Source organism: Staphylococcus sp. HL28 (assembly GCF_021117155.1).
In the GTDB taxonomy this organism is placed as follows: Bacteria; Bacillota; Bacilli; order Staphylococcales; family Staphylococcaceae; genus Staphylococcus; species Staphylococcus warneri.
Window position 1 is genome coordinate 2,023,588 of sequence record NZ_CP088218.1, and the last position, 23,311, is coordinate 2,046,898.

At 32.6% G+C, this 23,311-nt stretch carries 21 protein-coding genes and 1 tRNA gene; 4 read left to right on the forward strand and 18 right to left on the reverse strand.

Features of this window, described 5'->3' with window-relative positions; all coding sequences use genetic code 11:
- Positions 1 to 10: 10 nt before the first annotated feature.
- Together gap and LPC11_RS09915 are read right to left on the reverse strand one after the other, a co-directional pair.
- A complete protein-coding gene (gene gap / locus LPC11_RS09910; protein ID WP_002450898.1) occupies positions 11 to 1,018 on the reverse strand; it encodes a type I glyceraldehyde-3-phosphate dehydrogenase in 1,008 nt (335 codons plus the stop codon).
- Positions 1,019 to 1,070: 52 nt separating this feature from the next.
- Positions 1,071 to 2,084 carry a sugar-binding transcriptional regulator gene (locus tag LPC11_RS09915; RefSeq protein WP_041613881.1) on the reverse strand — a complete coding sequence of 338 codons (1,014 nt, stop codon included), beginning with the start codon at positions 2,082 to 2,084 and terminating at the stop codon, positions 1,071 to 1,073.
- A gap of 422 nt (positions 2,085 to 2,506) precedes the next feature.
- Here LPC11_RS09915 and LPC11_RS09920 point away from each other — a divergent pair, with 422 nt between their 5' ends.
- Positions 2,507 to 2,728 (forward strand): hypothetical protein, encoded by a 222-nt coding sequence (locus LPC11_RS09920; RefSeq protein ID WP_023374842.1) that lies wholly within the window; start codon positions 2,507 to 2,509, stop codon positions 2,726 to 2,728.
- A gap of 119 nt (positions 2,729 to 2,847) precedes the next feature.
- Here the strand turns inward: LPC11_RS09920 and LPC11_RS09925 are convergent, their stop codons facing one another.
- Positions 2,848 to 3,516, reverse strand: a complete 669-nt coding sequence (locus LPC11_RS09925) for a DUF4887 domain-containing protein (protein WP_114599351.1) — start codon at positions 3,514 to 3,516, stop codon at positions 2,848 to 2,850.
- Between the two features lie 787 nt (positions 3,517 to 4,303).
- On the opposite strand from LPC11_RS09925, the gene LPC11_RS09930 reads away from it, so the two are divergent.
- Both LPC11_RS09930 and LPC11_RS09935 read left to right on the forward strand, forming a co-directional pair.
- Positions 4,304 to 5,203: a TIGR01777 family oxidoreductase gene (locus tag LPC11_RS09930; RefSeq protein ID WP_023374840.1), complete on the forward strand. Its 900-nt coding sequence runs from the start codon at positions 4,304 to 4,306 to the stop codon at positions 5,201 to 5,203.
- Between the two features lie 19 nt (positions 5,204 to 5,222).
- A complete protein-coding gene (locus tag LPC11_RS09935; protein ID WP_023374839.1) occupies positions 5,223 to 5,411 on the forward strand; it encodes a hypothetical protein in 189 nt (62 codons plus the stop codon).
- A 108-nt stretch (positions 5,412 to 5,519) separates the two neighbouring features.
- On the opposite strand, the gene clpP is transcribed toward LPC11_RS09935, so the two are convergent.
- Entirely contained in the window at positions 5,520 to 6,110 is a 591-nt protein-coding gene (gene clpP / locus LPC11_RS09940; protein ID WP_002450904.1) for an ATP-dependent Clp endopeptidase proteolytic subunit ClpP, read from the reverse strand.
- Between the two features lie 189 nt (positions 6,111 to 6,299).
- Here clpP and LPC11_RS09945 point away from each other — a divergent pair.
- Positions 6,300 to 6,371 (forward strand) — tRNA-Arg (locus tag LPC11_RS09945).
- Between the two features lie 179 nt (positions 6,372 to 6,550).
- Here LPC11_RS09945 and whiA read toward each other — a convergent pair.
- From whiA to prfB, 14 genes are all read right to left on the reverse strand, one after another.
- On the reverse strand, positions 6,551 to 7,495 hold the full coding sequence (gene whiA / locus LPC11_RS09950) for a DNA-binding protein WhiA (protein ID WP_002466716.1): 945 nt from the start codon (positions 7,493 to 7,495) through the stop codon (positions 6,551 to 6,553).
- 144 nt (positions 7,496 to 7,639) lie between these two features.
- Positions 7,640 to 8,635 carry a YvcK family protein gene (locus tag LPC11_RS09955; protein WP_023374838.1) on the reverse strand — a complete coding sequence of 332 codons (996 nt, stop codon included), beginning with the start codon at positions 8,633 to 8,635 and terminating at the stop codon, positions 7,640 to 7,642.
- Complete coding sequence (rapZ, locus tag LPC11_RS09960; protein WP_023374837.1) at positions 8,632 to 9,543, reverse strand: RNase adapter RapZ; 912 nt, start codon at positions 9,541 to 9,543, stop codon at positions 8,632 to 8,634. Before rapZ ends, LPC11_RS09955 begins: the two co-directional genes overlap by 4 nt.
- Before the next feature lie 181 nt (positions 9,544 to 9,724).
- Entirely contained in the window at positions 9,725 to 10,666 is a 942-nt protein-coding gene (trxB, locus tag LPC11_RS09965) for a thioredoxin-disulfide reductase (protein ID WP_023374836.1), read from the reverse strand.
- Positions 10,667 to 10,730: 64 nt separating this feature from the next.
- The gene (locus LPC11_RS09970; RefSeq protein ID WP_041613879.1) at positions 10,731 to 12,170 is read right to left on the reverse strand and encodes a tetratricopeptide repeat protein; all 1,440 of its coding nucleotides are present in this window, start codon (positions 12,168 to 12,170) and stop codon (positions 10,731 to 10,733) included.
- A gap of 18 nt (positions 12,171 to 12,188) precedes the next feature.
- Positions 12,189 to 12,671, reverse strand: coding sequence for an acyltransferase (locus LPC11_RS09975; protein ID WP_023374834.1), 483 nt, complete (start codon positions 12,669 to 12,671; stop codon positions 12,189 to 12,191).
- Positions 12,672 to 12,678: 7 nt separating this feature from the next.
- Complete coding sequence (gene lgt, locus LPC11_RS09980; protein ID WP_041614101.1) at positions 12,679 to 13,515, reverse strand: prolipoprotein diacylglyceryl transferase; 837 nt, start codon at positions 13,513 to 13,515, stop codon at positions 12,679 to 12,681.
- A gap of 7 nt (positions 13,516 to 13,522) precedes the next feature.
- Positions 13,523 to 14,455, reverse strand: a complete 933-nt coding sequence (gene hprK, locus LPC11_RS09985) for an HPr(Ser) kinase/phosphatase (RefSeq protein WP_023374832.1) — start codon at positions 14,453 to 14,455, stop codon at positions 13,523 to 13,525.
- 284 nt (positions 14,456 to 14,739) lie between these two features.
- Positions 14,740 to 17,586 carry an excinuclease ABC subunit UvrA gene (gene uvrA / locus LPC11_RS09990; RefSeq protein ID WP_023374831.1) on the reverse strand — a complete coding sequence of 949 codons (2,847 nt, stop codon included), beginning with the start codon at positions 17,584 to 17,586 and terminating at the stop codon, positions 14,740 to 14,742.
- Between the two features lie 7 nt (positions 17,587 to 17,593).
- Entirely contained in the window at positions 17,594 to 19,579 is a 1,986-nt protein-coding gene (gene uvrB / locus LPC11_RS09995) for an excinuclease ABC subunit UvrB (protein WP_023374830.1), read from the reverse strand.
- Positions 19,580 to 19,908: 329 nt separating this feature from the next.
- Positions 19,909 to 20,136 (reverse strand): CsbA family protein, encoded by a 228-nt coding sequence (locus LPC11_RS10000; protein WP_017638175.1) that lies wholly within the window; start codon positions 20,134 to 20,136, stop codon positions 19,909 to 19,911.
- A gap of 5 nt (positions 20,137 to 20,141) precedes the next feature.
- Positions 20,142 to 20,783: a YfbR-like 5'-deoxynucleotidase gene (locus tag LPC11_RS10005; protein ID WP_023374829.1), complete on the reverse strand. Its 642-nt coding sequence runs from the start codon at positions 20,781 to 20,783 to the stop codon at positions 20,142 to 20,144.
- Positions 20,784 to 20,966: 183 nt separating this feature from the next.
- Positions 20,967 to 21,770 carry a COG3942 and LysM peptidoglycan-binding domain-containing protein gene (locus LPC11_RS10010; RefSeq protein ID WP_023374828.1) on the reverse strand — a complete coding sequence of 268 codons (804 nt, stop codon included), beginning with the start codon at positions 21,768 to 21,770 and terminating at the stop codon, positions 20,967 to 20,969.
- Between the two features lie 379 nt (positions 21,771 to 22,149).
- A protein-coding gene (prfB, locus tag LPC11_RS10015; RefSeq protein WP_104681610.1) for a peptide chain release factor 2 occupies positions 22,150 to 23,257 on the reverse strand; the annotation gives its coding sequence in 2 pieces (ribosomal slippage) (positions 22,150 to 23,184 and positions 23,186 to 23,257; 1,107 coding nt in all).
- Positions 23,258 to 23,311 lie beyond the last annotated feature (54 nt).

Genomic DNA, 23,311 nt, shown 5'->3' on the forward strand with positions numbered 1-23,311 from the left:
TATGCTTTAATTATTTAGATAACTCAGCTAATTTGTTTAAAGTACGTACTAATTGAGCAGTGTATGACATTTCATTGTCGTACCAAGCAGCTACTTTAACTAATTGACGACCACCAACAGCCATTACACGAGTTTGAGTTGCATCGAATAATGAACCGTAAGTCATACCAACTACATCAGAAGATACGATTTCGTCTTCAGTATAACCGAATGATTCGTCAGAAGCTTGTTTCATTGCTTCGTTAACTTGTTCAACTGTTACGTCTTTTTCTAATACTACTGTTAATTCAGTTAATGAACCAGTTGCAACTGGAACACGTTGTGCACCACCGTCTAATTTTCCGTCGATTTCAGGAATTACTTTACCGATTGCTTTAGCAGCACCAGTTGAGTTAGGGATGATGTTTTCTGCTGCAGCACGAGCACGACGTTTGTCGCCTTTTCTGTGTGGAGCATCTTGAGTATTTTGGTCACCAGTGTAAGCGTGGATAGTTGTCATTAAACCTTCAACTAAACCGAACTCATCACTTAACACTTTAGCTACAGGAGCTAATGAGTTAGTAGTACATGATGCACCTGATACTACTGTTTCAGAACCATCTAATTCATCGTGGTTAGTGTTGTAAACGATTGTTTTTAAGTCACCAGTTGCTGGAGCTGAGATTAATACTTTTTTAGCACCTGCATCAACGTGAGCTTGTGCTTTATCTTTGTCAGTATAGAAACCAGTACATTCTAATACTACGTCGATATCTAAGTCTTTCCAAGGTAATTTGCTTGCATCTGGTTCATCAAAAGATTTAACTTCTTTACCGTTAACACGGAATCCACCGTCGATAACTTCTACTTCACCAGTGAAGCGACCTTGCATAGTGTCATATTTTAATAAGTGCGCTAACATATCGTCATCAGTTAAGTCGTTTACTGCAACTACTTCTAAACCTTCTACGTCTTGAATTCTTCTAAATGCTAAACGACCAATTCTACCAAAACCATTAATTGCTACTTTTACTGCCATTATAATGGCCTCCTTTAATAATGATATTTAAAAAGCTTTGAACTTTTTATTCCTAATTTAGTATTACTTTCGCCGCAGCTTCATCAGTGATTAACACTGTGTTGTCAGGGGCAATTGTTAAGTAAGCTTTAATTGCTTCACCTTTAGATTGTCCACCTGCCACTGCAAAGATAAAATCTTTGGACTCAAGATCTTCTAATTGTAATCCGATTGTCTTTACTTTGTGGACAACATGACCTTGAGCATCAAAATAATAACCAAATGCTTCACCCACGGCTTGGTGATGTTGAAGCTTATCAATCACATCTTTATGTGACTGTCGTCGATGCGCCATCTTCAGCGCATCACCAATACCATGAATCGTTACATTCGCTTGTTTAATTTTATCCAATGTATGACTGACTGAAGGTTCTAACATTAATGTATTATATGTAGATTCACTTACGTTATCTGGTACATATAATGTTGTGTAATATCCCCCTGCTTGTTGTGCCATACTTGATGCAATCGTATTTGCTTGATATACCATATTTTCACCAAGACCACCACGAGCAGGTACGAAAAACACGTTAAATGGTAGTAAATGAATAGATTCACTTACATAAGCCATAGTTGAACCACCAGTTACTGACACAATCGCGTCTTCGTATAAACTACTTTCTAATAACTGGCCAGCCTGTCTGCCCATTTCTCTTTTAACTGATTGTTTCTCGTCTGAATCACCAGGGACAACATGAACTTCTTTTATGTTGTACTTTTCTTTAATAGCGTTAGCCATTTTGTGATCATCTGAATAATGATTGAAATAATCATTTAATTGATTGATTACCTCTTTACCCTTTTCAGTGATTTCCATTCCTGTTGATTTAACTTTGATTAGTTCTTGTTTTTTTAACAAATCTGTTTCAGAACGTAGAACTCTTTCCGTCAAATCCATATGTTCACTTAAACTACGTCGTCCAACTGGCTCATTTTGAGAAATAGTAGCTAAGATTGAAAAACGACGATACATCTTTTCGACCAAATCTGGAATAAGTTCCTGTTGAATTTCGATCAAATCTTTCACTACTCTTTCCTCCTTGTATATTTCTAAAGGATGAGTCAATATTGCTTGAATCATAGAGGATTGACGTTTGAAGTCCCACGTGGGACAAAATCTAACCTCTTTACAATTGCAATAGTACTATTATGCGAATTAAAATGCAAGTAAATCCGCTCAAAATTTTCCAAATATTGTGTAAAGCGATTTCATTTACTTTAGGCACGGTTACGTGAATTAAATCACTTACACATGGTATTTTAAGCTACTTATCAACTTTTAGTTGCGCACTACTAAGTTGATAAATATGATTCTTCACATTGATAATATTACCCTTTATGTTACGAGTTAACCATCTCGTAATAAAGCAACAATTCATTTATAATCTAGTATTTTTCATTTATAATCCATATAAAGATAACTCTTTTTGAAAGAAGGTTTAATTTATATTGAGTACTGATGAGGAAAATAAAATAGAAGTTATAGATCCAACTGATCCACGTTATAAAGATGATGAACATTTTCATCAAAATCGCTATGACGACAACAAATCCAATCATCAAGTTTATACATATGGATGTACACACACGGGGTGTGGCTGTACTATTGGTTGTTCTACTTTGATGTTCATTTCTCTTATAATCACAATGTTAATTTATTGGTTATTTTAAATGGTGTTTGATATATAGTACTGAAATTACTTACTTTTTAAACATAGAAAAAGCCGATAAGGTCAGTACATTAACTTGCGAATTGCAATTGTACGAAATACCTTATCGGCCTTTTATTTTTATTCATCAGATTTATTGCTAGATGAACTATTTTGACTTTGTGAACTTTGATTATTGCTAGATTGTTGTGATGCACTACGTTGCGTATTATTATTTGAGTTATTCTGTGTTGATTGTTGGGCACTTGGCTTTTCTTGAGTACTTGGTTTAGGTTGTGAACTTGGTTTTTCTTGAGTGCTTGGCTTTTGTTGTGTGCTTGGTTTATCTTGCGTGCTAGGTTTTTCTTGGGTACTTGGTTTCTCTTGAGTACTTGGCTTTTCTTGCTTGCTTGGTTTTTCTTTAGTCGGTGATTCTTTAGTTTTATTATCTACTTTTGGTTGTTGTTGTGTCTTAGGCTGTTGTGATTTTGGTTGTTGAGTAGAAGGTTGTTGCTGTGTTGTTGGTTGTTGTGATGGTTGTTGTTGTGTATTTTGCTTTTCATTAGACTTTTTGTCAGACGATTTTTCTTTTTTATCTTTGTCGTCTTTGTCCTTTTTATCTTTTTGTTCTTGCTTTGTCTCATTATTTAATCGTTCATTAGCTTTCTTTGAATGATCTACAAATGAAAATATAGCAAATGTTAAGCCACCTAGTAGCAATAATACGATAATGATACTAATAATTTTCGCGATGCCACTCATACCTTTTTTACCTTGATTGTCGTACTCATTAAAATCTTGCTTTGACATATTCTCCCTCACTTTAAACATGGAATATCATATTATTATAAATAAATTTATATCTTAAGTTGTCGTTATGTTTTATTCATCAAAAATTTATATTTAGGATTTCGATAGAATTAGCAAATTACTCTTTACTTAATCTTATCTCATTTATGATAACATCATAATGAAGAAGAAACATCCATTTTAAACTTTTTTAATATAAATTTAATAGGAACGGTTTGTGATAATAATGAAGAAAATGATTGAAGATCACTTTGAGACTCATACTAATGATAACCACAAAATTACAATAAAAAAGATGTTGATAACTAATGATCAACATCAAAATAATACGCCCCTCTTAAGTAATAGCTGGTTTTATATCATCATTTTTTTGATACTTTTCACTTTCATTTGGTTTTTTCAATAAAATTCACGTTTAATAATTAAATGATTTCTATAAATATGCACACAATTTTTTATTAAGTTTATTTCTGTAAAAAGATGTAAAAATCATTTAAAATAATAATAAAGAGAGAAAAAAAGACCCATACGTTGCTCGCATGGGCCCACTACTAAAGGGAGTCAAAATTTACCTTCGCTAGTATATTATGGGGTATACTCATACTAATTAAGAGATGTTTAATTAATTTCCGAAGGTACAAATCAATTATAACTTAACAGAAATTTTTTTAAATACGAATATAAAAAAGTATTTGACATATTGTTGGCTAAAAATTGGATAAATTTTGAATAATAAGAATCACTACTAACTATTAATAAGGTTAGAATTTTTTATTGAGGTGAGATAATGAAACAATATTTAATAACTGGTGGAACTGGCATGGTAGGTTCTCACTTAGTGAATGAAATTAAGAAATCAAACGCTCATATTACTATTTTGACTCGACACGATGAACAATCGAACGATCCTCAGATTTCATATGTGAATTGGTCTAAAAACGGCTGGGAAAGTAAAGTGTCTGACATCGATATCGTTATCAATCTAGCTGGTGCAACACTTAATAAACGTTGGACTAAAGACTACAAACAAACATTGATGTTAAGCCGAATTCAATCTACACAGGCTCTTTTTGAATTATTTAAAGAAAGAGAAAAGAAACCAGAAGTATTATTTAATGCCAGTGCAATGGGATATTATCCTCCTAATTATCACCATAGCTATACAGAACTTTTTAAAACATTACCGTTCGACTTTTTATCAGATATTGTTTATCAATGGGAAAGATTTGCTAAGCAATTCGAAGCACTTGGAACAAGAGTCGTTTTAGGTCGATTTGGAATGATTTTATCTAATGATGGTGGCGCATTACAAACTATGAAATTACCTTATCAATTTTATGTCGGTGGTAAATTAGGATCTGGTTTCCAATGGTATTCATGGATTCACATTGATGATTTAACACGTGCAATATTATTTACAATCGGTAATGACAAAGCCAAAGGGCCATTTAACTTAACTGCACCAATACCTGAACGTCAGAATTTATTCGGTTATACGTTAGCTCGTGCAATGCATAAACCTCATGAAACATGGGTCCCAAGCTTTGCAATGAGATTAGTACTTGGTGAGATGTCTACTGTTGTTTTAGATACACAAAAGGTATTACCAAATAAACTCGAAGCACTAGGATTTAATTTCATGTATAATAATCTTAAAAATGCACTAGATGATTTAATCAGAAATTAAATTAAGAGGTATAACAACAATGGAAAATAATCAAAATGACAAACTCACATACATTTTAATGATAATAGCAGGTCTAATCTGTATTTTGAATGGTGTCTTAGTATTTGATCAAACAGTAATTATGATATTACTCTCTGTCCTATTTATCATTATTGGTCTTATAGTCTCGTATATTTCAATTAATGGATTAAGACATAAGTTAAAATAGTTAATTTCAAGCAAATCAATTTAAATAAAAAAGAAGTCAGGACCTTAAATGATTGTCCTGACTTCTTTTTGTTGAACTTCGATTAATATGTCTAATTAAATAGAAATATTATTGTTTACCTTCTGGTTCCATAACTTCATCAACTAAACCGTATGCTTTAGCTTCTTCAGCTGTTAAGAAATTGTCACGGTCAGTATCTTGTTGGATTTTTTCAATAGATTGACCTGTTCTTTCAGCAAGGATACGATTTAATTTTTCACGAGTTTTTAAGATATGGTTGGCAGCAATCTCGATTTCAGTTGCTTGACCTTGTGCACCACCTAATGGTTGGTGAATCATTACTTCAGCGTTTGGTAAAGCATAACGTTTACCTTTTGCGCCTGCTGCTAATAAGAATGAACCCATTGACGCAGCCATACCAATACAAATTGTTTGAACATCTGGTTTGATATGTTGAATTGTATCATAGATAGCAAAGCCAGCTGTCACGCTTCCCCCTGGTGAATTGATATATAAGTAAATATCTTTTTCAGAGTCTTGAGCTTGTAAGAATAATAATTGAGATACAATTGAGTTAGCAACGTTATCATCAATTTGTGAACCTAACATAATAATACGGTCTTTTAATAATCGTGAATAAATGTCATACGCACGTTCACCACGATTTGTTGTTTCAATAACTGTAGGAATTAAATTCATCTATATTTCCTCCTTGTAATAACTGTTACTTCATATTTTAACCTAAAAGTCAAAAATGGTCAAAAATAAAGTTCTTTTAGTTTAATTGCTAATTGACGTTAAGTGAATTACTTTTGTACACTAGAAATAACTATTTTTGATTGTACTGATTTTATATCGTTTAGTACAGAAATAAGCTTTATCTATTTTCCCCTTGTAGTGTAATGGATAACACATAAGATTCCGGTTCTTAGAATAGGGGTTCGATTCCCTTCGAGGGGGCTCATATATGGTTAAATACAAAGACTGCTATGCAGTGAATCAAATTAACAGAAGAAAGCCATGATCTTCATATATAGAATACATGATTATACAATGTGTTCTATATATGAGACATGGCTTTTAGTTTTATCATATATAATATATTTTTCCTGAATCTCGTACCAATGGTATAGTGATTTTTATAATTCAATCTTCTCGCCGTTACGGATTTTATCTGCTAATTCGTTTAATTTTCTTAATCGATGGTTCATACCTGATTTAGAAATAGGTCCTGTGGAAATCATTTCACCTAATTCTTTTAAAGAAATTTCTTGATGTTCAACTCTTAATTTCGCGACTTCACGTAAACGATCTGGCAAATTATCTAAACCAATTTCTTGGTCAATTAATTGAATACTTTCAACTTGTTTCATAGCTGCGCTTACAGTTTTATTTAAATTGGCTGTTTCACAGTTTACTAATCGATTAACGGAATTTCTCATATCACGTACAATACGTACATCTTCGAATTTGAGCAGTGCTTGATATCCACCAATTAAACTTAAAAAGTCAGATATTTTTTCCGCTTCTTTTAAATACACGATACTACCCTTTTTACGTTCAAGATGTTTTGCATTTAATTCGTAACTATTCATCAACTTAGTTAATCCTTCAGAATGATTCTCAAATTGAGAAAAGATTTCTAAATGATATGAAGATGTTTCAGGGTTATTGACTGAACCCCCTGCTAAAAATGCGCCACGTAAGTAACTACGTCTCATCTCATCATCCTGAATCATTTCTGGATCAATTTCATGTGTAAATACGCCTTCTTTTAAAATTCCTAATTCATCAAGAATTTCTCTTGCTTTCATCTTTGTACGACAAATGTAAATATTATTTTTCTTCAATTTCATTTTTTTACGTACTAATATTTCTACTTCAACATTAAAGATACGCTTAATCAGTGAATAGATTCTTCTAGCAGTTGTGGCATTTTCAGTTTGAACATTTATCACAAACTGTTGATTGGACAAACTAAGTGCCCCATTCATACGAATTAATGCACTGAGCTCTGCTTTCGCATTAGCTTCATCTACATCTATACGAGTTAATTCATTTTTCATATCTGATGCAAAGCTCATAGAACACTCATTCCTTCCTATCATCGCCTACACGATTTTTTCGCAATGACTTTTTTCTAAATTAATCTCAATTAAATTATTTTTCATTCATTGAATTTACTGTCTTAAATAATTTCTAACTCTCATATCCGCTCATCATGACTACTACTGACGTTTGCTATTAGGATCAAATTGAATAGTACTAATTAATTCAAGTGCGACTTCATATATCATAGTAGATAATACTTTAGTATTGTGTCGTACTAAGTGTTCGTCTGATATTTCAACTAGATTAGAAGCAGTAATCACTTTAATACCGTCCTGTTTTAATTCATCAACATTAACGGCAACGGGTTCTGAATGTTTTTCTTTATATTTTTGTAAAACCTTATCATTAAATTGATCAGTACAACAAATGACGTAATCGACAAATGATTGACCTGTTTGTCGATGTAGTGCATTAATATGTTCTTTAACATCATAACCATCTGTTTCCCCTGGTTGTGTCATTACATTAGATACATATAGTTTAGGCGCAGAAGAATTTAACAATGCATGTGATATACCTTTCACACATAAGTTAGAAATGACACTCGTATATAACGAACCTGGACCTAAAACGATTAAGTCTGCTTCTTCTAACGCTTCCACTGCTTCTTCCATAGGTTCAACATCGTCTGGTTCTAAAAAGACTTTGTCTATTTTTTTCTGCATTTTAGGTATATTAGATTCACCGTATACAATATCTCCGTCTTCCATAATGGCATTTAATTGCACACTGGAATTAGTTGATGGGATCACTTTACCTTTAATATTTAATACTTTACTTAATTCTTTAATTGCATGTCCAAAATCATTCGTAATGTTGGTCATACCAGCGATTAATAAATTACCTAATGAATGTCCACTGATTTGATTTTCTTCAAATCGATATTGGAATAATTGTGTTAACACTGATTCCGAGTCACTAAGCGCTGCAATAACGTTTCTAATATCTCCAGGAGCTGGAATATCCATTTCATTTCGAATTTTACCTGTACTACCACCATCGTCTGCGACCGTGACAATAGCGGTAATATCAATTGGAAATTCTCTTAAACCTCTAGCTAATACTGATAAACCAGTTCCTCCGCCGATTAATACTACTTTCATTCTTCTCATTGATGATCGCCACTTTCGATATGTGCATCTCTGTGATGAACATAAACGTTATAATCAAAAATCTCGTTTAGATATTCACCTAAACGTTTAGTTAGAGCTACTGAGCGATGTTGGCCTCCAGTACATCCAATAGCTATGACTAATTGAGATTTACCTTCTTTTTTGTAACCAGGAATCATGAATTTTAATAAATCCGTTAGTTTATCAAAGAATATTTCAGTTTCTCTCCATTTCATTACATAGGTATACACTTCTTCGTTTAATCCAGTTAATGGACGTAACTCTTCTACATAATAAGGATTAGGTAAAAATCGCACATCAAATACTAAGTCAGCATCCATTTGAATACCATGTTTAAATCCAAAGCTCGTTACGTTAATCGTAAATGTTTCAAAATCATCATTCTCATAATAATTAACAACTCGTTCTTTTAATTCTTTAGGTTTAAGTTGGCTCGTATCAATCACATAATTGGCGATGCTTCTAATTTGTGAAAGCTGTCCACGTTCTTCATTTATGGCTTCTATTAATGAACGTTGTCCTTGTTCATTTAATGGATGCGCACGTCGTGATTCTTTATATCTTGAAATTAATTTTTCTGTAGTAGCTTCTAAAAACATGACATCAACGATAACGTCATTTCTACTTTTGATTAAATCTATTTCTTTCACAAGTGATTTAAATAATTCTTTTCCTCTTAAATCTATAGCAATTGCCACTTTTTGTAATGAAGGGTTACCTTGCTCCATTAATTCAACGAATTTAGGCAATAACACAGGTGGTAAATTATCTACACAGAAATAGCCTATATCTTCTAAACTTTGAATGACTAGAGATTTACCAGCACCTGACAATCCAGTTACTACTAATAGTTCACTTTTTCCCATTTCTTTTTCAGAATTCATCATTTCATTGGTCACCGCCAGTTATTTGAAATTTGTACATTAATAGCTCCATCATACCACACTCAAATTCACAAAGGAACGTTCCTAAGACTTAGAAAAAAGCTAGAACAACAAATGGATTATTGACATTATAATCCTCCCATTGCTCTAGCTTAAATTACTGTTGTGATAAATGGTATTTAATTTATACTTCTAATTTATCTTTGATAGCTTCTATATAATCTGCCGCACTTTGAGCTGCAATACTACCGTCGCCTGTTGCAGTCACAATTTGACGTAATCCTTTATCTCTAACGTCACCAGCTGCATAGATACCTGGTACATTTGTACTCATATCAGCTTCAGTTACAATATAACCATTTTCATTTGTAATACCTAAATTAGTAAATGGTGCTGTTAGTGGTTTCATACCGATATAAATGAATACACCATCTGCATCATAAGTAACTTCAGAACCATCTTTAGTTGATTCCAAAGTAACTGATCCTACTTTGCCGTCTTTGTCATTGATTGTTTTTAAAGTATGGCTCCAAATAAAATCAATTTTATCATTTTTAAATGCACGGTCTTGTAAAATACTTTGAGCACGTAATTGATCTCTTCTATGAACAATAGTAACTTTATCAGCAAATTTTGTTAAGAATGTACCTTCTTCAACAGCTGAGTCACCGCCACCAATAACAAATAAACGTTTGTTTTTAAAGAATGCACCGTCACATACAGCACAATAACTTACGCCACGTCCGCCTAATTCTTGTTCTCCTGGTACACCGATTTTTTTATATTCAGCTCCAGTTGAAATAATAACTGCGTGTGCGGTAATTTCTTTATTTCCTAAATTAACGACTTTATAATCGCCTTTATCTTCGATTGATTTAATATCACCATATTGATACGTAGCACCGAATTTTTTCGCATGTTCAAACATCTTAGTAGATAAGTCCGGTCCAGTAATCATTTCAAATCCTGGGAAATTCTCTACTTCTTCTGTATTTGCCATTTGGCCACCTGGCATACCACGTTCAATCATAACTGTATTTAAATTGGCACGTGATGCATAAACTGCAGCCGTCATACCAGCAGGGCCTGCACCTATAATTGCTACATCAAAATCTACTTCAGTCATTTACTTGCCCTCCTACTAAATAATCATTAAACGCATTATATATCAAAATAAGTATTTCATAAATTTATATGCTCAAAATATAAGTTATCGTTTTATCTAATTTGTAATGACTAATATCAAACCATTCTTTGATTTGCTTCTTAGTCAACTTCTGATTTGTTTGTTGGTAATACAAATATAAATATGCACCTAAATATCTTTCTACTTCAGTTAAATCTGCTTGATCAGCAATAATTGATTCAGCTTGATCTATCCATTGAACAAATAATGATGTATCATTTCGAAATTGGTCAAATTGATACATTTTTAGCATGCCACGATGAATAAAGTCCAATTTATTCAGGGTTAAACCTTGAACTAAATATGTTAAATATAATTTTTCGTAATCATTTAATGTTTCTAAAACAGCCCATATATCTTCTGTTATTAATATTTCTTTACCATTTAATTGATTTAAAAGGAAGATACCATACAATCTATAATGACTATCATCATCCATTAATAATGGTAAAATTCGTTGATCAAAGACATGTTTGCTTTCCTCTATAACCCAAGGTGGAAATCCTACATCCACTTTAGAAATTTGTAACAGTTTATTCCAAAATTGGATACTCTCATCTTTATTTCCTAGGTAATAGTAATTATAACTTAGGGCATTAAACATTTGTATTGAAGCAAATTTTCCTTTTTTATACAGTGGCAGCAGTAGCTTTTGTGAGGCATGGTATTGTTTCAAATAACTTAATACAATGCCTAATTTAAAGCTTTCATCATCATTCATTGGTACAACTTTACTTAATATATTCAAATAACGTTTATACTTGTCTTTTTCGTTCGTATTATAAAGTAATAAAGTATAATGACAAAGTGCATGGACATCTGAATTATCTTCATTTAATAGTTCTTCAAACATTTCCTTAGCAATATCATATTTGCTTAGGTATAAATAACACATTGCTAATAAATTTTTAATGACACGATGATTTTGTATGTCTTCTTCTTGATTTAATATATATGATTTTGCTTGCTCTAAACGACCTTGTGAAAATAAATATTGGAACAACAATTGGACTGCAAAAAGTTGTGCCTCTACTTCAATTTGATGTTCATTAGAATACGAAACATCAAACGTTTCTTCTAGTTCATCACGAAAGTCTTGATCATCTGTGATTAATACATAATTAATACCAAACAAGAATGCCTTGTTTGGTTCATTTAATTCAATGTTCAACTGACTCAATTCATAAAAACTATCAGCCACGCGTCTATCATTAATAATATTTTCATAGAATAAATGTTCCGCACGACTACCAAAACCTAGTTTAACTAAACATTGAGCATAGTTTAATTGAATATCAAAATCTTCAGGTGACAATTCTAGCACTTTACTATAATAATCAGCTGCTTTTTTAAAGTCTTGTTGTTTCCACTTTTGAGCTGCCATTTTGCGATAAAACGGTTCATCAAAAGCCATTGAAATAATTTTATTATTTTTTTCCGCCAAAGATTGTCACCTCCATATTCATTTTATTTGTATAGGGTTACCAAAAGCGACCGAATTACTCGGTACATCTTTAGATACAACTGTTCCTGCACCAATTTTTACATGATCACCAATAGTGACACCTGGAAGAATAGTAACATTAGCACCAATTAATGTATGACTGCCAATCGTTACCTTTCCATATTTAAATTCGTCTACTAAAATTTCATGCGTTAATATTGTAGTATTATAACCAATCACACTATTGTTGCCAACTGTTATTAGCTCTGGATAAAACAAATCTGGCACTACTTTAAACGCGAATACAGAATGATTTCCAATGCTCATTCCTAATAATTGACGATACATATTACTTTTCAATTTTAAGTTTGGCATGTACCGACAAATCTCGATAATAATCGTTTGTCTTAATACTTTAGGAAATTTGACTAAACGATAAATATGCCACAATGGATTCGTATGAGTTGTTTGATATTCACGATGCGGTTTTAATTTTCTCATATTTAAATTACACCTTCTGTTTAGGCCAACTTAATGGTCCAGCATTCTTATATGTGGGTGGTTGGTATTTGAAACGTCTATATAACATAAGTACCACACTGATAATAATTAAAATCACAGATACTAACTGAGCTACTCTAATATGACTTGTTAGCATTAAACTATCAGTTCTAAGCCCCTCAACAAAGAAACGTCCAATTGAATACCAAATTAAATATAAGAAAAATGTTTCGCCTAATTTTAAATGCTTTCTAATTGTAACTAAAATAATAAATCCTAAAACATCCCACACTGACTCATATAAAAATGTTGGATGATAATAATGTCCATCAATATACATATTATCAATTATAAATTGGGGTAAGTGCAACTGTTCTAAGAATGATTTTGATACTATACCACCATGTGCTTCATGATTCATAAAGTTACCCCAACGGCCTATACCTTGAGCTAAAATAATACTTGGCGCAACAATATCTCCAATTTGAAATGGATTTAAATTTTTCATTTTACAAACTATAATGCCAGTTATAAAACCACCTATTAATCCACCATGAATGGCTATACCGCCATGCCAAATTTTTGGTATTTCACCTGGATTTTGCATATAGTAAGGCCATTGGAAGATAACGAAATAAATACGTGCCACCATAAAACCAAATATTGCACAGTAGAAGATAACATCTACAAGTGTATCCTTGTGTAACCCTACTTTCTTTAATGCCTCTTGTGCCACAAAATAACCTAATAAAATACCGCAAGCAATAATAATGCCGTACCATCTTATTTGTAATGGGCCCAAATGAAATGCGATAGGATCAATATAACTTAACGTTAAATTCATCATCTAACTACTCCTCACTTTTATGACTGTTGCGAACAATTTCATCATTCAAGCGTTCGCTAAATTCTTCAGCTGTATTAATACCCATGATATTTAAACGATAGTTCATTGCGGCAACTTCAATAATCACTGCAACATTTCGTCCAGGTCTTACTGGAATAGTTTTTTTAGTTATTTCGGTATCTAAGATGCGTAATGTTTCTTCATTTAGACCAACGCGGTCATACAATTTTTCTTTATTCCAATTCTCCAAATTAATATTCAAGCGAATTTGCTTCTCAGTTAGGATTGAACCTGCACCAAATAATGTCATTACATTAATAATACCTAGTCCACGAATCTCTAATAAATGCTCAATCAGTTTTGGAGGTTTACCAATTAATTCATCTTTTGTAATTTCTCTAATTTCAACATTGTCATCTGCAACAAGTCTGTGACCTCTTTTAACTAATTCTAAAGCTGTTTCACTTTTACCGATACCTGAATCACCAGTGATAAGTACCCCAACACCATAAACGTCAACAAGTACGCCATGTAATGATGTTGTCTTTGCTAATTCATGTTCTAAAAACGTTGTTAAACGACTCATTAAACTGGTCGTTGCGTCTTTAGCAACAATAAGTGGTGTGTTAAGCTCTTTTGCAGCTTCAACAAGTTCATTAGGTGGTTCTAAACCTCGCGTTACAATGATCGCAGGCGTGTCTGGTCGACATAACTTTCTCATTCTACCTTGTCGCTCATCATCGGGTAATAAATTGTAAAATGATAACTCGGTAGTACCTAATAATTGAATTCGATCTGAAGCATAATGAGAGAAATATCCGGCCATCTCTAAACCAGGGCGAGAGATATCTGTATTCTTAATTGGTTTATTCAACCCTTCTTCACCAGCTATTAATTCTAAATTTAATACTTCAACTAATCTTTCAGTTGTTAACATGCGTTCACCTCTATATTGAATTGTTACTACAAATTCACTTTCTTTAATCATATCAAAAATCAAACTACTATCTATATTAAAAAGTTATATTAACTCAATGTTTAGAAAATAGTCATGTTTTATAAATGCAAAATCAACGTTAAATCTTTGATTGATTATCGTTTATAAGCAATAAAACAGTATCTACATTTTATTTAAATATGTATGGTATGAAAAAATCTTTTAAAAAAGATGATTCCAGTATACTCTGAAATCACCTTAATATAAATTATAACATCATTTTATTATGATTCATCTTCATTTCTATCTCTTTCTAAAACTGTTTTCAAGTATTGACCTGTGTATGAACCATCGACATTGGCAATATCTTCGGGTGTTCCTGTAGCAACAATTGTACCACCACCATCGCCGCCTTCTGGACCTAAATCTATAATGTGATCAGCTGTTTTAATAACATCTAAATTATGTTCAATAATGACAACTGTGTCACCATTTTCAACAAGTCGGTTTAAAACTTTTAGTAATCGACTAATATCATCAACATGTAAGCCCGTTGTAGGTTCATCTAGAATATAAATTGAACGTCCTGTTGATCGTTTATGCAATTCAGAAGCCAGTTTCACACGTTGTGCTTCGCCACCGGATAAAGTAGTAGCTTGTTGTCCTAAAGTAACATAACCTAATCCGACATCTACCAATGTTTGAAGTTTACGTTTAATCTTAGGTATATTTTCAAAGAAATGGGTCGCATCTTCTGCCGTCATTTCTAGTACATCAGCTATGTTTTTACCTTTATAAGTAACTTCTAATGTTTCTCTGTTATAACGTTTGCCATCACAAACTTCACAAGGGACATAAACATCAGGTAAGAAATGCATTTCTATTTTAATAATGCCATCACCTTTACATGCTTCACAACGACCACCTTTAACGTTAAAACTGAAACGTCCTTTTTGATAGCCTCGAATCTTAGCTTCATTGGTTTGTGCAAACACATCACGTATGTCATCAAATACCCCTGTATATGTTGCTGGATTTGAACGTGGTGTTCTACCAATTGGTGATTGGTCAATATCTATAATTTTATCTAATTGATCAATACCTTTAATTGACTCATAGTCTCCTGGCTTAACTTTAGATTTGTTGATTTTTTGTGCTAGAGATTTATATAATACTTCATTCACTAATGAACTTTTACCAGACCCTGAAACACCCGTCACTACAGTCATAACTGAAAGTGGGATATCTACATCCACGTTTTTCAAATTATTGCTTTTAGCACCCTTGATGCTAATTTTTTTATTAGTCACTTCACGTCTGTGCTCTGGGACATCAATTTTCTTTTTACCACTTAAATACTGCCCTGTTAGGGAGTGCTTATTTTTCATTACTTGTTTAGGTGTACCTTGAGCGACAATTTCACCACCATGGTTCCCTGCGCCAGGTCCAACGTCAACTAAATAATCAGCCGCGCGCATGGTATCATCATCATGTTCTACAACAATAAGCGTATTGCCTAAATCTCTCATTTCTTTAAGGGTTTTAATCAAACGATCATTATCACGTTGATGTAAACCTATAGATGGTTCGTCAAGTACATAGAGAACGCCAGTTAGACGAGAACCAATTTGAGTTGCTAAACGAATTCGTTGTGCTTCACCACCGGATAATGTACCAGACGCACGGTTCAATGTCAGATATTCTAGCCCTACATTATATAAAAATGTTAGACGAGAGATGATTTCCTTAAGTATTTGGTTCGCAATCGCTTGGTCTTGTTCTGAAAGTTCGATATTTTGATAATAATTCAAAGCTTCTTTAATTGAGTATTCAACAACTTCACCAATATTTAACCCTGCAACATAAACTGAAAGTGCCTCTTTACTTAAACGCTGACCATGACATGTCTCACATGGCAATTCAGTCATATATCGACTCATCATTTCTCTCGTATACTCAGACGGGGATTCATGGTAGCGACGATTGATGTTATTAACTACACCTTCAAACACCATTTTTCGTTTTCTTTGTCCGCCGCCGAATCGTTGGTTAAAAGTAAATTCAATTTCCTTATCTCCTGAACCGTGCATTAATATATTCTTTTGTCTATCGGTTAGTTTTTTATATGGTTTATCCATATTAATTTTATAGACTTCACATACACGTTTTAATAACGTTGGATAGAAATCTGAACTTGTAGGCTCCCATGGTTCAATTGCGCCTTCATTTAGGGTTTTATTTGGGTCAGGAATGACTAAGTCCATATCAACTGTTAATCGTTGCCCTAAACCATCACATGTAGGACACGCTCCAAAAGGACTATTAAAACTAAACATACGTGGCTCTAATTCACCTATGGAAAATCCACAAATTGGACATGCATGATTTTCAGAGAATTTTAATTCTTCCCCATCAATAATATCTACCGTTAAACTTCCTTCTGCAAGTTCAAGTGCTGTTTCTATAGAATCTGCTAATCTTGTTTCAATACCATCTTTAACGACTAATCTATCAACAACAACTTCAATAGTGTGGTTTTTATTTTTATCTAATTCAGGTACTTCGTTCACATCGACAATTTCACCGTCAACTCGCAAGCGAACATACCCTTTTTTACTTATATCTTCAATTAATTTTTCATGACTACCTTTACGATGGGAGATAACTGGTGCTAATAATTGAATTTTAGTTCGAGTTTCTAATTCTAAGATTCTATCTACCATTTGTTGAACAGTCTGTGATTCTATCTCAATATGATGATTAGGACAGTATGGTTTTCCTACACGAGCATATAGCAACCTAATATAGTCATATATTTCAGTCACTGTAGCAACTGTAGAACGTGGGTTCTTACTTGTTGTTTTTTGATCAATTGAAATCGCTGGTGATAAGCCTTCAATTGTGTCAACATCCGGTTTATCCATTTGACCTAAAAATTGACGTGCATAAGCACTTAATGATTCTACGTATCTTCTTTGACCTTCAGCATAAATGGTATCAAAAGCTAAAGAGGATTTACCTGAACCAGAAAGTCCTGTCATCACTATCAACTTGTCTTTAGGTAGTTCTATATCAACACCTTTTAAATTATGTGCTCTTGCACCTTTTACTACTATGGATGGTTCTCTCATTTAAATGTCACCCTTCTGATTTTAATTCGAATAACATATCTCTTAACTCTGTTGCTCTCTCAAAGTCTAAATCTTTAGCTGCTTTTTTCATTTCTTTTTCAATGTTTTCTATTGTTTTTTGACGTTCTTTTTTCGTCATTTTCTTAGGTACTTCTGTTTGTTTATTTTCATTTGTATCATCACTTTCGACGGTTGCACTAATGACATCATGAATTTTCTTATTAATTGTTTTAGGTGTAATACCGTGTTTTTCATTATGTACCATTTGTATATCACGACGTCTCTGCGTTTCATCAATCGCATATCTCATTGAATCTGTAATCTTATCAGCGTACATAATAACTTCACCACGATCATTACGTGCTGCACGTCCAATTGTTTGAATTAAGGAACGATTAGAACGTAAAAATCCTTCTTTATCTGCATCTAAGATAACAACCAATGAAACTTCGGGAATATCTATCCCTTCTCTTAACAAGTTAATACCAACAATTGCATCGTACGTACCCATACGTAAGTCTCTTATGATCTCAATTCTCTCTAGTGTTTTGATTTCCGAATGTAGATAATTAACTTTAATTCCTGCTTCTTTCATATATGTTGTTAAATCTTCACTCATTTTTTTGGTTAATGTGGTAACCAGTACTCTTTCATTTTTATCAATTCTATCTTGAATTTCACTCAACAAGTCATCAATTTGATTCTCTGTAGGACGTACATCAATTTTTGGATCTAACAATCCAGTAGGTCGAATAATCTGCTCTACCATTTCATCGGTATGTTCTATTTCATAAGGGCCTGGTGTTGCAGATACATAGACTAATTGATTCGTTTTTTCTTCAAACTCTTCAAATTTTAATGGTCTGTTGTCTAGTGCACTTGGCAATCTGAATCCATGATCAACTAAAACTTGCTTACGTGCTCTATCACCGTTATACATACCTCTCACTTGAGGTAGTGTCACATGTGATTCATCAATCATGATTAACCAGTCATCGCCAAAGTAATCAAGCAATGTATATGGCGTAGAACCTAATGGTCTTAATGTTAAGTGTACGGAGTAGTTTTCAATACCTGAACAGAACCCCATCTCACGCATCATTTCTAAATCATAATTAGTTCTTTGTTCTAATCTCTGTGCTTCTAAAAGTTTATTTTCATCTCTTAACTCTTTTAATCGTTCTTCTAATTCTTTTTCAATTCTTTCGATTGCAACTTTCATCTTTTCTTCACGTGTAACGAAGTGGGATGCTGGGAAAATTGCAAAATGTTCACGTTCTCTTATTACTTCACCTGTTAAATAATTCACTTCTCTAATACGATCGACTTCATCACCGAAAAATTCTACTCGAATACACATTTCTTCTCTTGAAGCAGGGAATATTTCGACCACATCGCCTCGTACTCTAAATGTACCACGTTGGAAGTCTATATCATTTCTTGTATATTGCACGTCAACTAGTTTTCTTAGTAATTCGCTACGTTCCATTTCCATGCCTACACGCACACTGACAACCAAATCTTTATATTCTTCTGGATTACCCAAACCATAAATACAACTCACACTTGCTATGATAATAACATCATCTCTCTCAAACAATGCGCTTGTTGCTGAGTGTCTTAATTGGTCAATTTCATCATTAATAGACGCATCTTTTTCAATAAATGTATCTGTCGATGGTACATACGCTTCTGGTTGATAGTAATCATAGTAACTCACGAAATATTCCACTCTATTTTCCGGGAAAAATTCTTTGAATTCACTATATAATTGGCCAGCCAATGTTTTGTTATGTGCAATGATCAAGGTTGGTTTACCTACTTGTTGTATTACATTACTCATCGTAAAAGTTTTACCTGTTCCAGTTGCACCAAGTAGTGTTTGATGTCTCTTGCCTTCTTTTACACCTTTAACAATTTTCTTTATTGCTTCAGGTTGATCACCTTGGGGATCAAACTCTGAATTTAATTTGAATGGATAATGTTCAACCATTACTACATACGCCTCCTGTATTGTTTACAACTCAACTTTTATCACTCGAGATCAGTGAATTCGTTTTTTAAAGAATATCGTCACTTAATATGTTATTTACTCATTACTTTCCCTAGTTAACCTCTTGTCATACATCATTTTGATAATATCGCTAAGGTAAATATTAACACTGAATTTATTTTCTATTTTAACAAATCTCTAGCTCAAAATACAAACATTTGTTCGCTAACTTTTTTATATTATAAGATAAATAAAAAACAAACATAGCTTAGCAAACTATGCTTGTTTTATACACTTTATTTTCAATCTATTTGTATATTAATCGAGTTTTATTCTTCTCTCTTATGAAATTCTAGTTGATCTATGATTAAATAACCTGCTAATAATGATACAACATCAATAAATATAATCCATTCATTATGAAAAAAGCCTTTATATATTGAGGTTGCGATTAATATTAAAGTTACAGAGGTACCTATCCATTTATTTTTAGTAACGACACTAAAAAGTACTATTAAAATACAAGGAAAAAATGCAGCACATGCATACCAAATCATTTATTTCACCTGTTTCTTTTATTTAGTATTGTCATCGTAGTTTCCCGTAATTCTGTTCTAGGAATGAAGTTTTCTGTTAGCATTTCTGGAATTACATTATCAATAAAATCTTGAACAGAAGCTAAATGATCGAATTGCATAATTGTTTCTAAACTCATTTCATAAATTTCAAAAAACAAAGGTTCTGGGTTACGTTTTTGGATTTCTCCAAATGTTTCATAAAGTAAATCGATTTTATCCGCTACAGCAAGTACTTGGCCTTCTAACGAATCATCTTTACCTTCTTGTAACCTTTGACTATATATGTCACGATATTGTTCAGGAATTTCTTCTTTAATAAAATTTTCTACCATTTCTTCTTCAACTTGTGAAAAAAGCATTTTTAATTCTCTACTTGCGTACTTTACTGGCGTTTTAATATCACCTGTAAAAACCTCTGCAAAATCGTGGTTTAGTGCTTTTTCATATAAGCTCTTCCAATCTATAACATTTCCATTATATTCTTCAACAGTGCCAAGATATTGAGCAATTTTAGTTACCTTGAACGAGTGTGCAGCAACATTATGCTCAAAATATTTAAATTTACCAGGCAACCTAATAAGCTTTTCCATGTCAGAGAGTCTTTTGTAATATTGATGTATGCCCATTCCGTGATGCCTCCTTCTTATTTAATCATAGATGAAACTTAGTTTCATTATACCAATCATCATCATGATTAAAAGCAATATCTTAATGCTGATTTCAACTTAATTGATTAATATTAAAATAAGCAGCAACGTAATAATATAAATTACGTTACTGCTATATAAAACTATAGTGCGTATTCAAATCTAATGAATGTAGTTGTAACTACCTGGATTTGTAATTGTTCTGTAAGATTTCACATTAAATCCACCGTTCCAGTTCATTTCAGAAACTGTAACTGTACCATTACTATTTACGCTTTCAACTACGCCTACATGGCCATAGCCACCCGAACCATTTGTTCCAGGATTAGATTGGAAAACAGCACCTGCAACTGGAATATTATTCACTTTGAAACCAGCATTTCTAGCATTTACTGCCCAACTACCAGCATCCCCCCATAAACTTCCAATAGGTTTACCTAACTCTGCACGGCGATTGAATGCATAATAAGTACAGTTCCCATAATTATATAAGTTGCCTGAATTACTTACAGAATACAAGCTAGCATCAGTGTCATTACTATATGATTGATTCGTTGTAACAAATGGTTGTGATGTTGGTCCACTTGTTACATCTACATATTGTTGACTTGCTGTTGGTGTTGGTTCTCCAACATAGTAATTGCTTGAATTATAAGTTGTATTATTAACTTGATATTGTGTTTCATATGGAGAAACAATAATGATATCCCCTGGAAAAATTAATGGTGTAACCCCAGGATTAAGACTATATAATTCATCTAAAGTAATATTATGATTTAAAGCGATTTGATATAATGTGTCACCAGGTTTGACGATATATTGACTAGCATTTTCAGTTCCAACTGATGCTATGTTTTCAGATGTATTCACATTAGGTACAGCAGTTTCTTCTTGAGCATCTGCAACATTGTTGAATGCGATACACGCTGCTACTGATGATAATGATAATAAAAACGTCTTCTTCATTAAATATGTCATTCCTTTGTTGTGTATTCTAATTTGTTGAATTTAATATAACACAATATTATTTTATAATGGTTAATGTTAAATTGATGTAATATATTTTTTATACACAATCATTTCAAGTGTCCTATTACATATCATCACAAATACATATATATCAGCTACTTTAGAGCAATTCATTGTTAGTTGGACTTTGTCATAATAATCAACTGAGTAATATTACAAGAGATGTTTTGCATAGATTCTGTCTATTTTAAAATTTCCAAAACAATTCATTATTCTTTTTATTTAAATAGCATGATTTTAAAACTACTATAGCTAATATAGAAGAAGCGTTTGAGACAATGATATGCCTCAAACGCTTCTTCTTTTATTTATTAATTTATTTATCCATTTGATGTCTTAAATACGCTTCAATAAACGGACCTATGTCGCCATCCATTACCGCATCCACTTTACCGGTTTCTTCATTTGTTCTATGATCTTTAACCATTGAATAAGGATGGAATACGTAAGACCTAATTTGACTTCCCCAACCTATTTCTTTTTGTTCACCACGTATTTCTGCCATTTCACGTTCTTGTTCTTCTAATTTAAGTTGGTACAATTTAGATTTCAACATTTTCATTGCAGCTTCACGGTTTTTAATTTGTGAGCGTTCATTTTGGTTATTAACTACAATACCTGTAGGATGGTGAGTGATTCTGATCGCTGATTCTGTTTTATTAATATGTTGACCGCCAGCACCAGATGCTCTGAAAGTATCAACTGTAATATCATCAGAATTGATTTCTATTTCAATCTCATCATTATCAAAATCAGGAATAACGTCACAAGACGCAAATGATGTATGGCGACGTCCAGATGAATCAAATGGTGAAATTCGAACTAATCGATGCACACCTTTTTCCGCTTTTAAATAACCATATGCATTATGCCCTTTGATTAATAATGTCACACTTTTAACACCCGCTTCATCACCTGGTAAATAATCCACGGTTTCAACTTTAAAGCCACTTTGTTCACAATATCGTTGATACATTCTTAATAACATACTTACCCAATCCTGCGATTCAGTACCACCTGCACCAGGATGTAATTCTAAAATTGCATTATTCGCATCGTATGGTCCATCTAATAATAATTGTAATTCAAAGTGATCAATCTCTGTTTTAAATTCGATGACATTATTTTCTAACTCTTGCTTCATATCTTCATCAAATTCTTCTTGTAACAATTCAACTGTTGCAGACATATCTTCCACGGTTTCTTCTAATTCATAATAACCATTTACCATTGATTTTAAAGCATTATTTTTATCGATAATATCTTGTGCTCTATTTTGATCATCCCAAAAGTTAGGTTCTGTCATCATTTCTTCATACTCTTGGATATTAGTCTCTTTATTTTCTAAGTCAAAGAGACCCCCTAATTTGATTTAAATTGTCTTTGTACGCATCTATATTTCTTTTAATTTCTGATAATTCCATAATGTCTCTCCTATTTCTTTTGTTTATCTATGATTTTTATTTTATTAATATTTA

Bases quoted from the DNA above. Each gene is read 5' to 3' on its own strand.
- gap (WP_002450898.1), bottom strand. From the start codon at position 1,018: ATGGCAGTAAAAGTAGCAATTAATGGTTTTGGTAGAATTGGTCGTTTA.
- LPC11_RS09925 (WP_114599351.1), bottom strand. From the start codon at position 3,516: ATGTCAAAGCAAGATTTTAATGAGTACGACAATCAAGGTAAAAAAGGT.
- LPC11_RS09930 (WP_023374840.1), top strand. From the start codon at position 4,304: ATGAAACAATATTTAATAACTGGTGGAACTGGCATGGTAGGTTCTCAC.
- LPC11_RS09935 (WP_023374839.1), top strand. From the start codon at position 5,223: ATGGAAAATAATCAAAATGACAAACTCACATACATTTTAATGATAATA.
- clpP (WP_002450904.1), bottom strand. From the start codon at position 6,110: ATGAATTTAATTCCTACAGTTATTGAAACAACAAATCGTGGTGAACGT.
- whiA (WP_002466716.1), bottom strand. From the start codon at position 7,495: ATGAGCTTTGCATCAGATATGAAAAATGAATTAACTCGTATAGATGTA.
- LPC11_RS09955 (WP_023374838.1), bottom strand. From the start codon at position 8,635: ATGAGAAGAATGAAAGTAGTATTAATCGGCGGAGGAACTGGTTTATCA.
- rapZ (WP_023374837.1), bottom strand. From the start codon at position 9,543: ATGATGAATTCTGAAAAAGAAATGGGAAAAAGTGAACTATTAGTAGTA.
- trxB (WP_023374836.1), bottom strand. From the start codon at position 10,666: ATGACTGAAGTAGATTTTGATGTAGCAATTATAGGTGCAGGCCCTGCT.
- LPC11_RS09975 (WP_023374834.1), bottom strand. From the start codon at position 12,671: ATGAGAAAATTAAAACCGCATCGTGAATATCAAACAACTCATACGAAT.
- lgt (WP_041614101.1), bottom strand. From the start codon at position 13,515: ATGAATTTAACGTTAAGTTATATTGATCCTATCGCATTTCATTTGGGC.
- hprK (WP_023374832.1), bottom strand. From the start codon at position 14,455: ATGTTAACAACTGAAAGATTAGTTGAAGTATTAAATTTAGAATTAATA.
- uvrA (WP_023374831.1), bottom strand. From the start codon at position 17,586: ATGAGAGAACCATCCATAGTAGTAAAAGGTGCAAGAGCACATAATTTA.
- uvrB (WP_023374830.1), bottom strand. From the start codon at position 19,579: ATGGTTGAACATTATCCATTCAAATTAAATTCAGAGTTTGATCCCCAA.
- LPC11_RS10000 (WP_017638175.1), bottom strand. From the start codon at position 20,136: ATGATTTGGTATGCATGTGCTGCATTTTTTCCTTGTATTTTAATAGTA.
- LPC11_RS10005 (WP_023374829.1), bottom strand. From the start codon at position 20,783: ATGGGCATACATCAATATTACAAAAGACTCTCTGACATGGAAAAGCTT.
- LPC11_RS10010 (WP_023374828.1), bottom strand. From the start codon at position 21,770: ATGAAGAAGACGTTTTTATTATCATTATCATCAGTAGCAGCGTGTATC.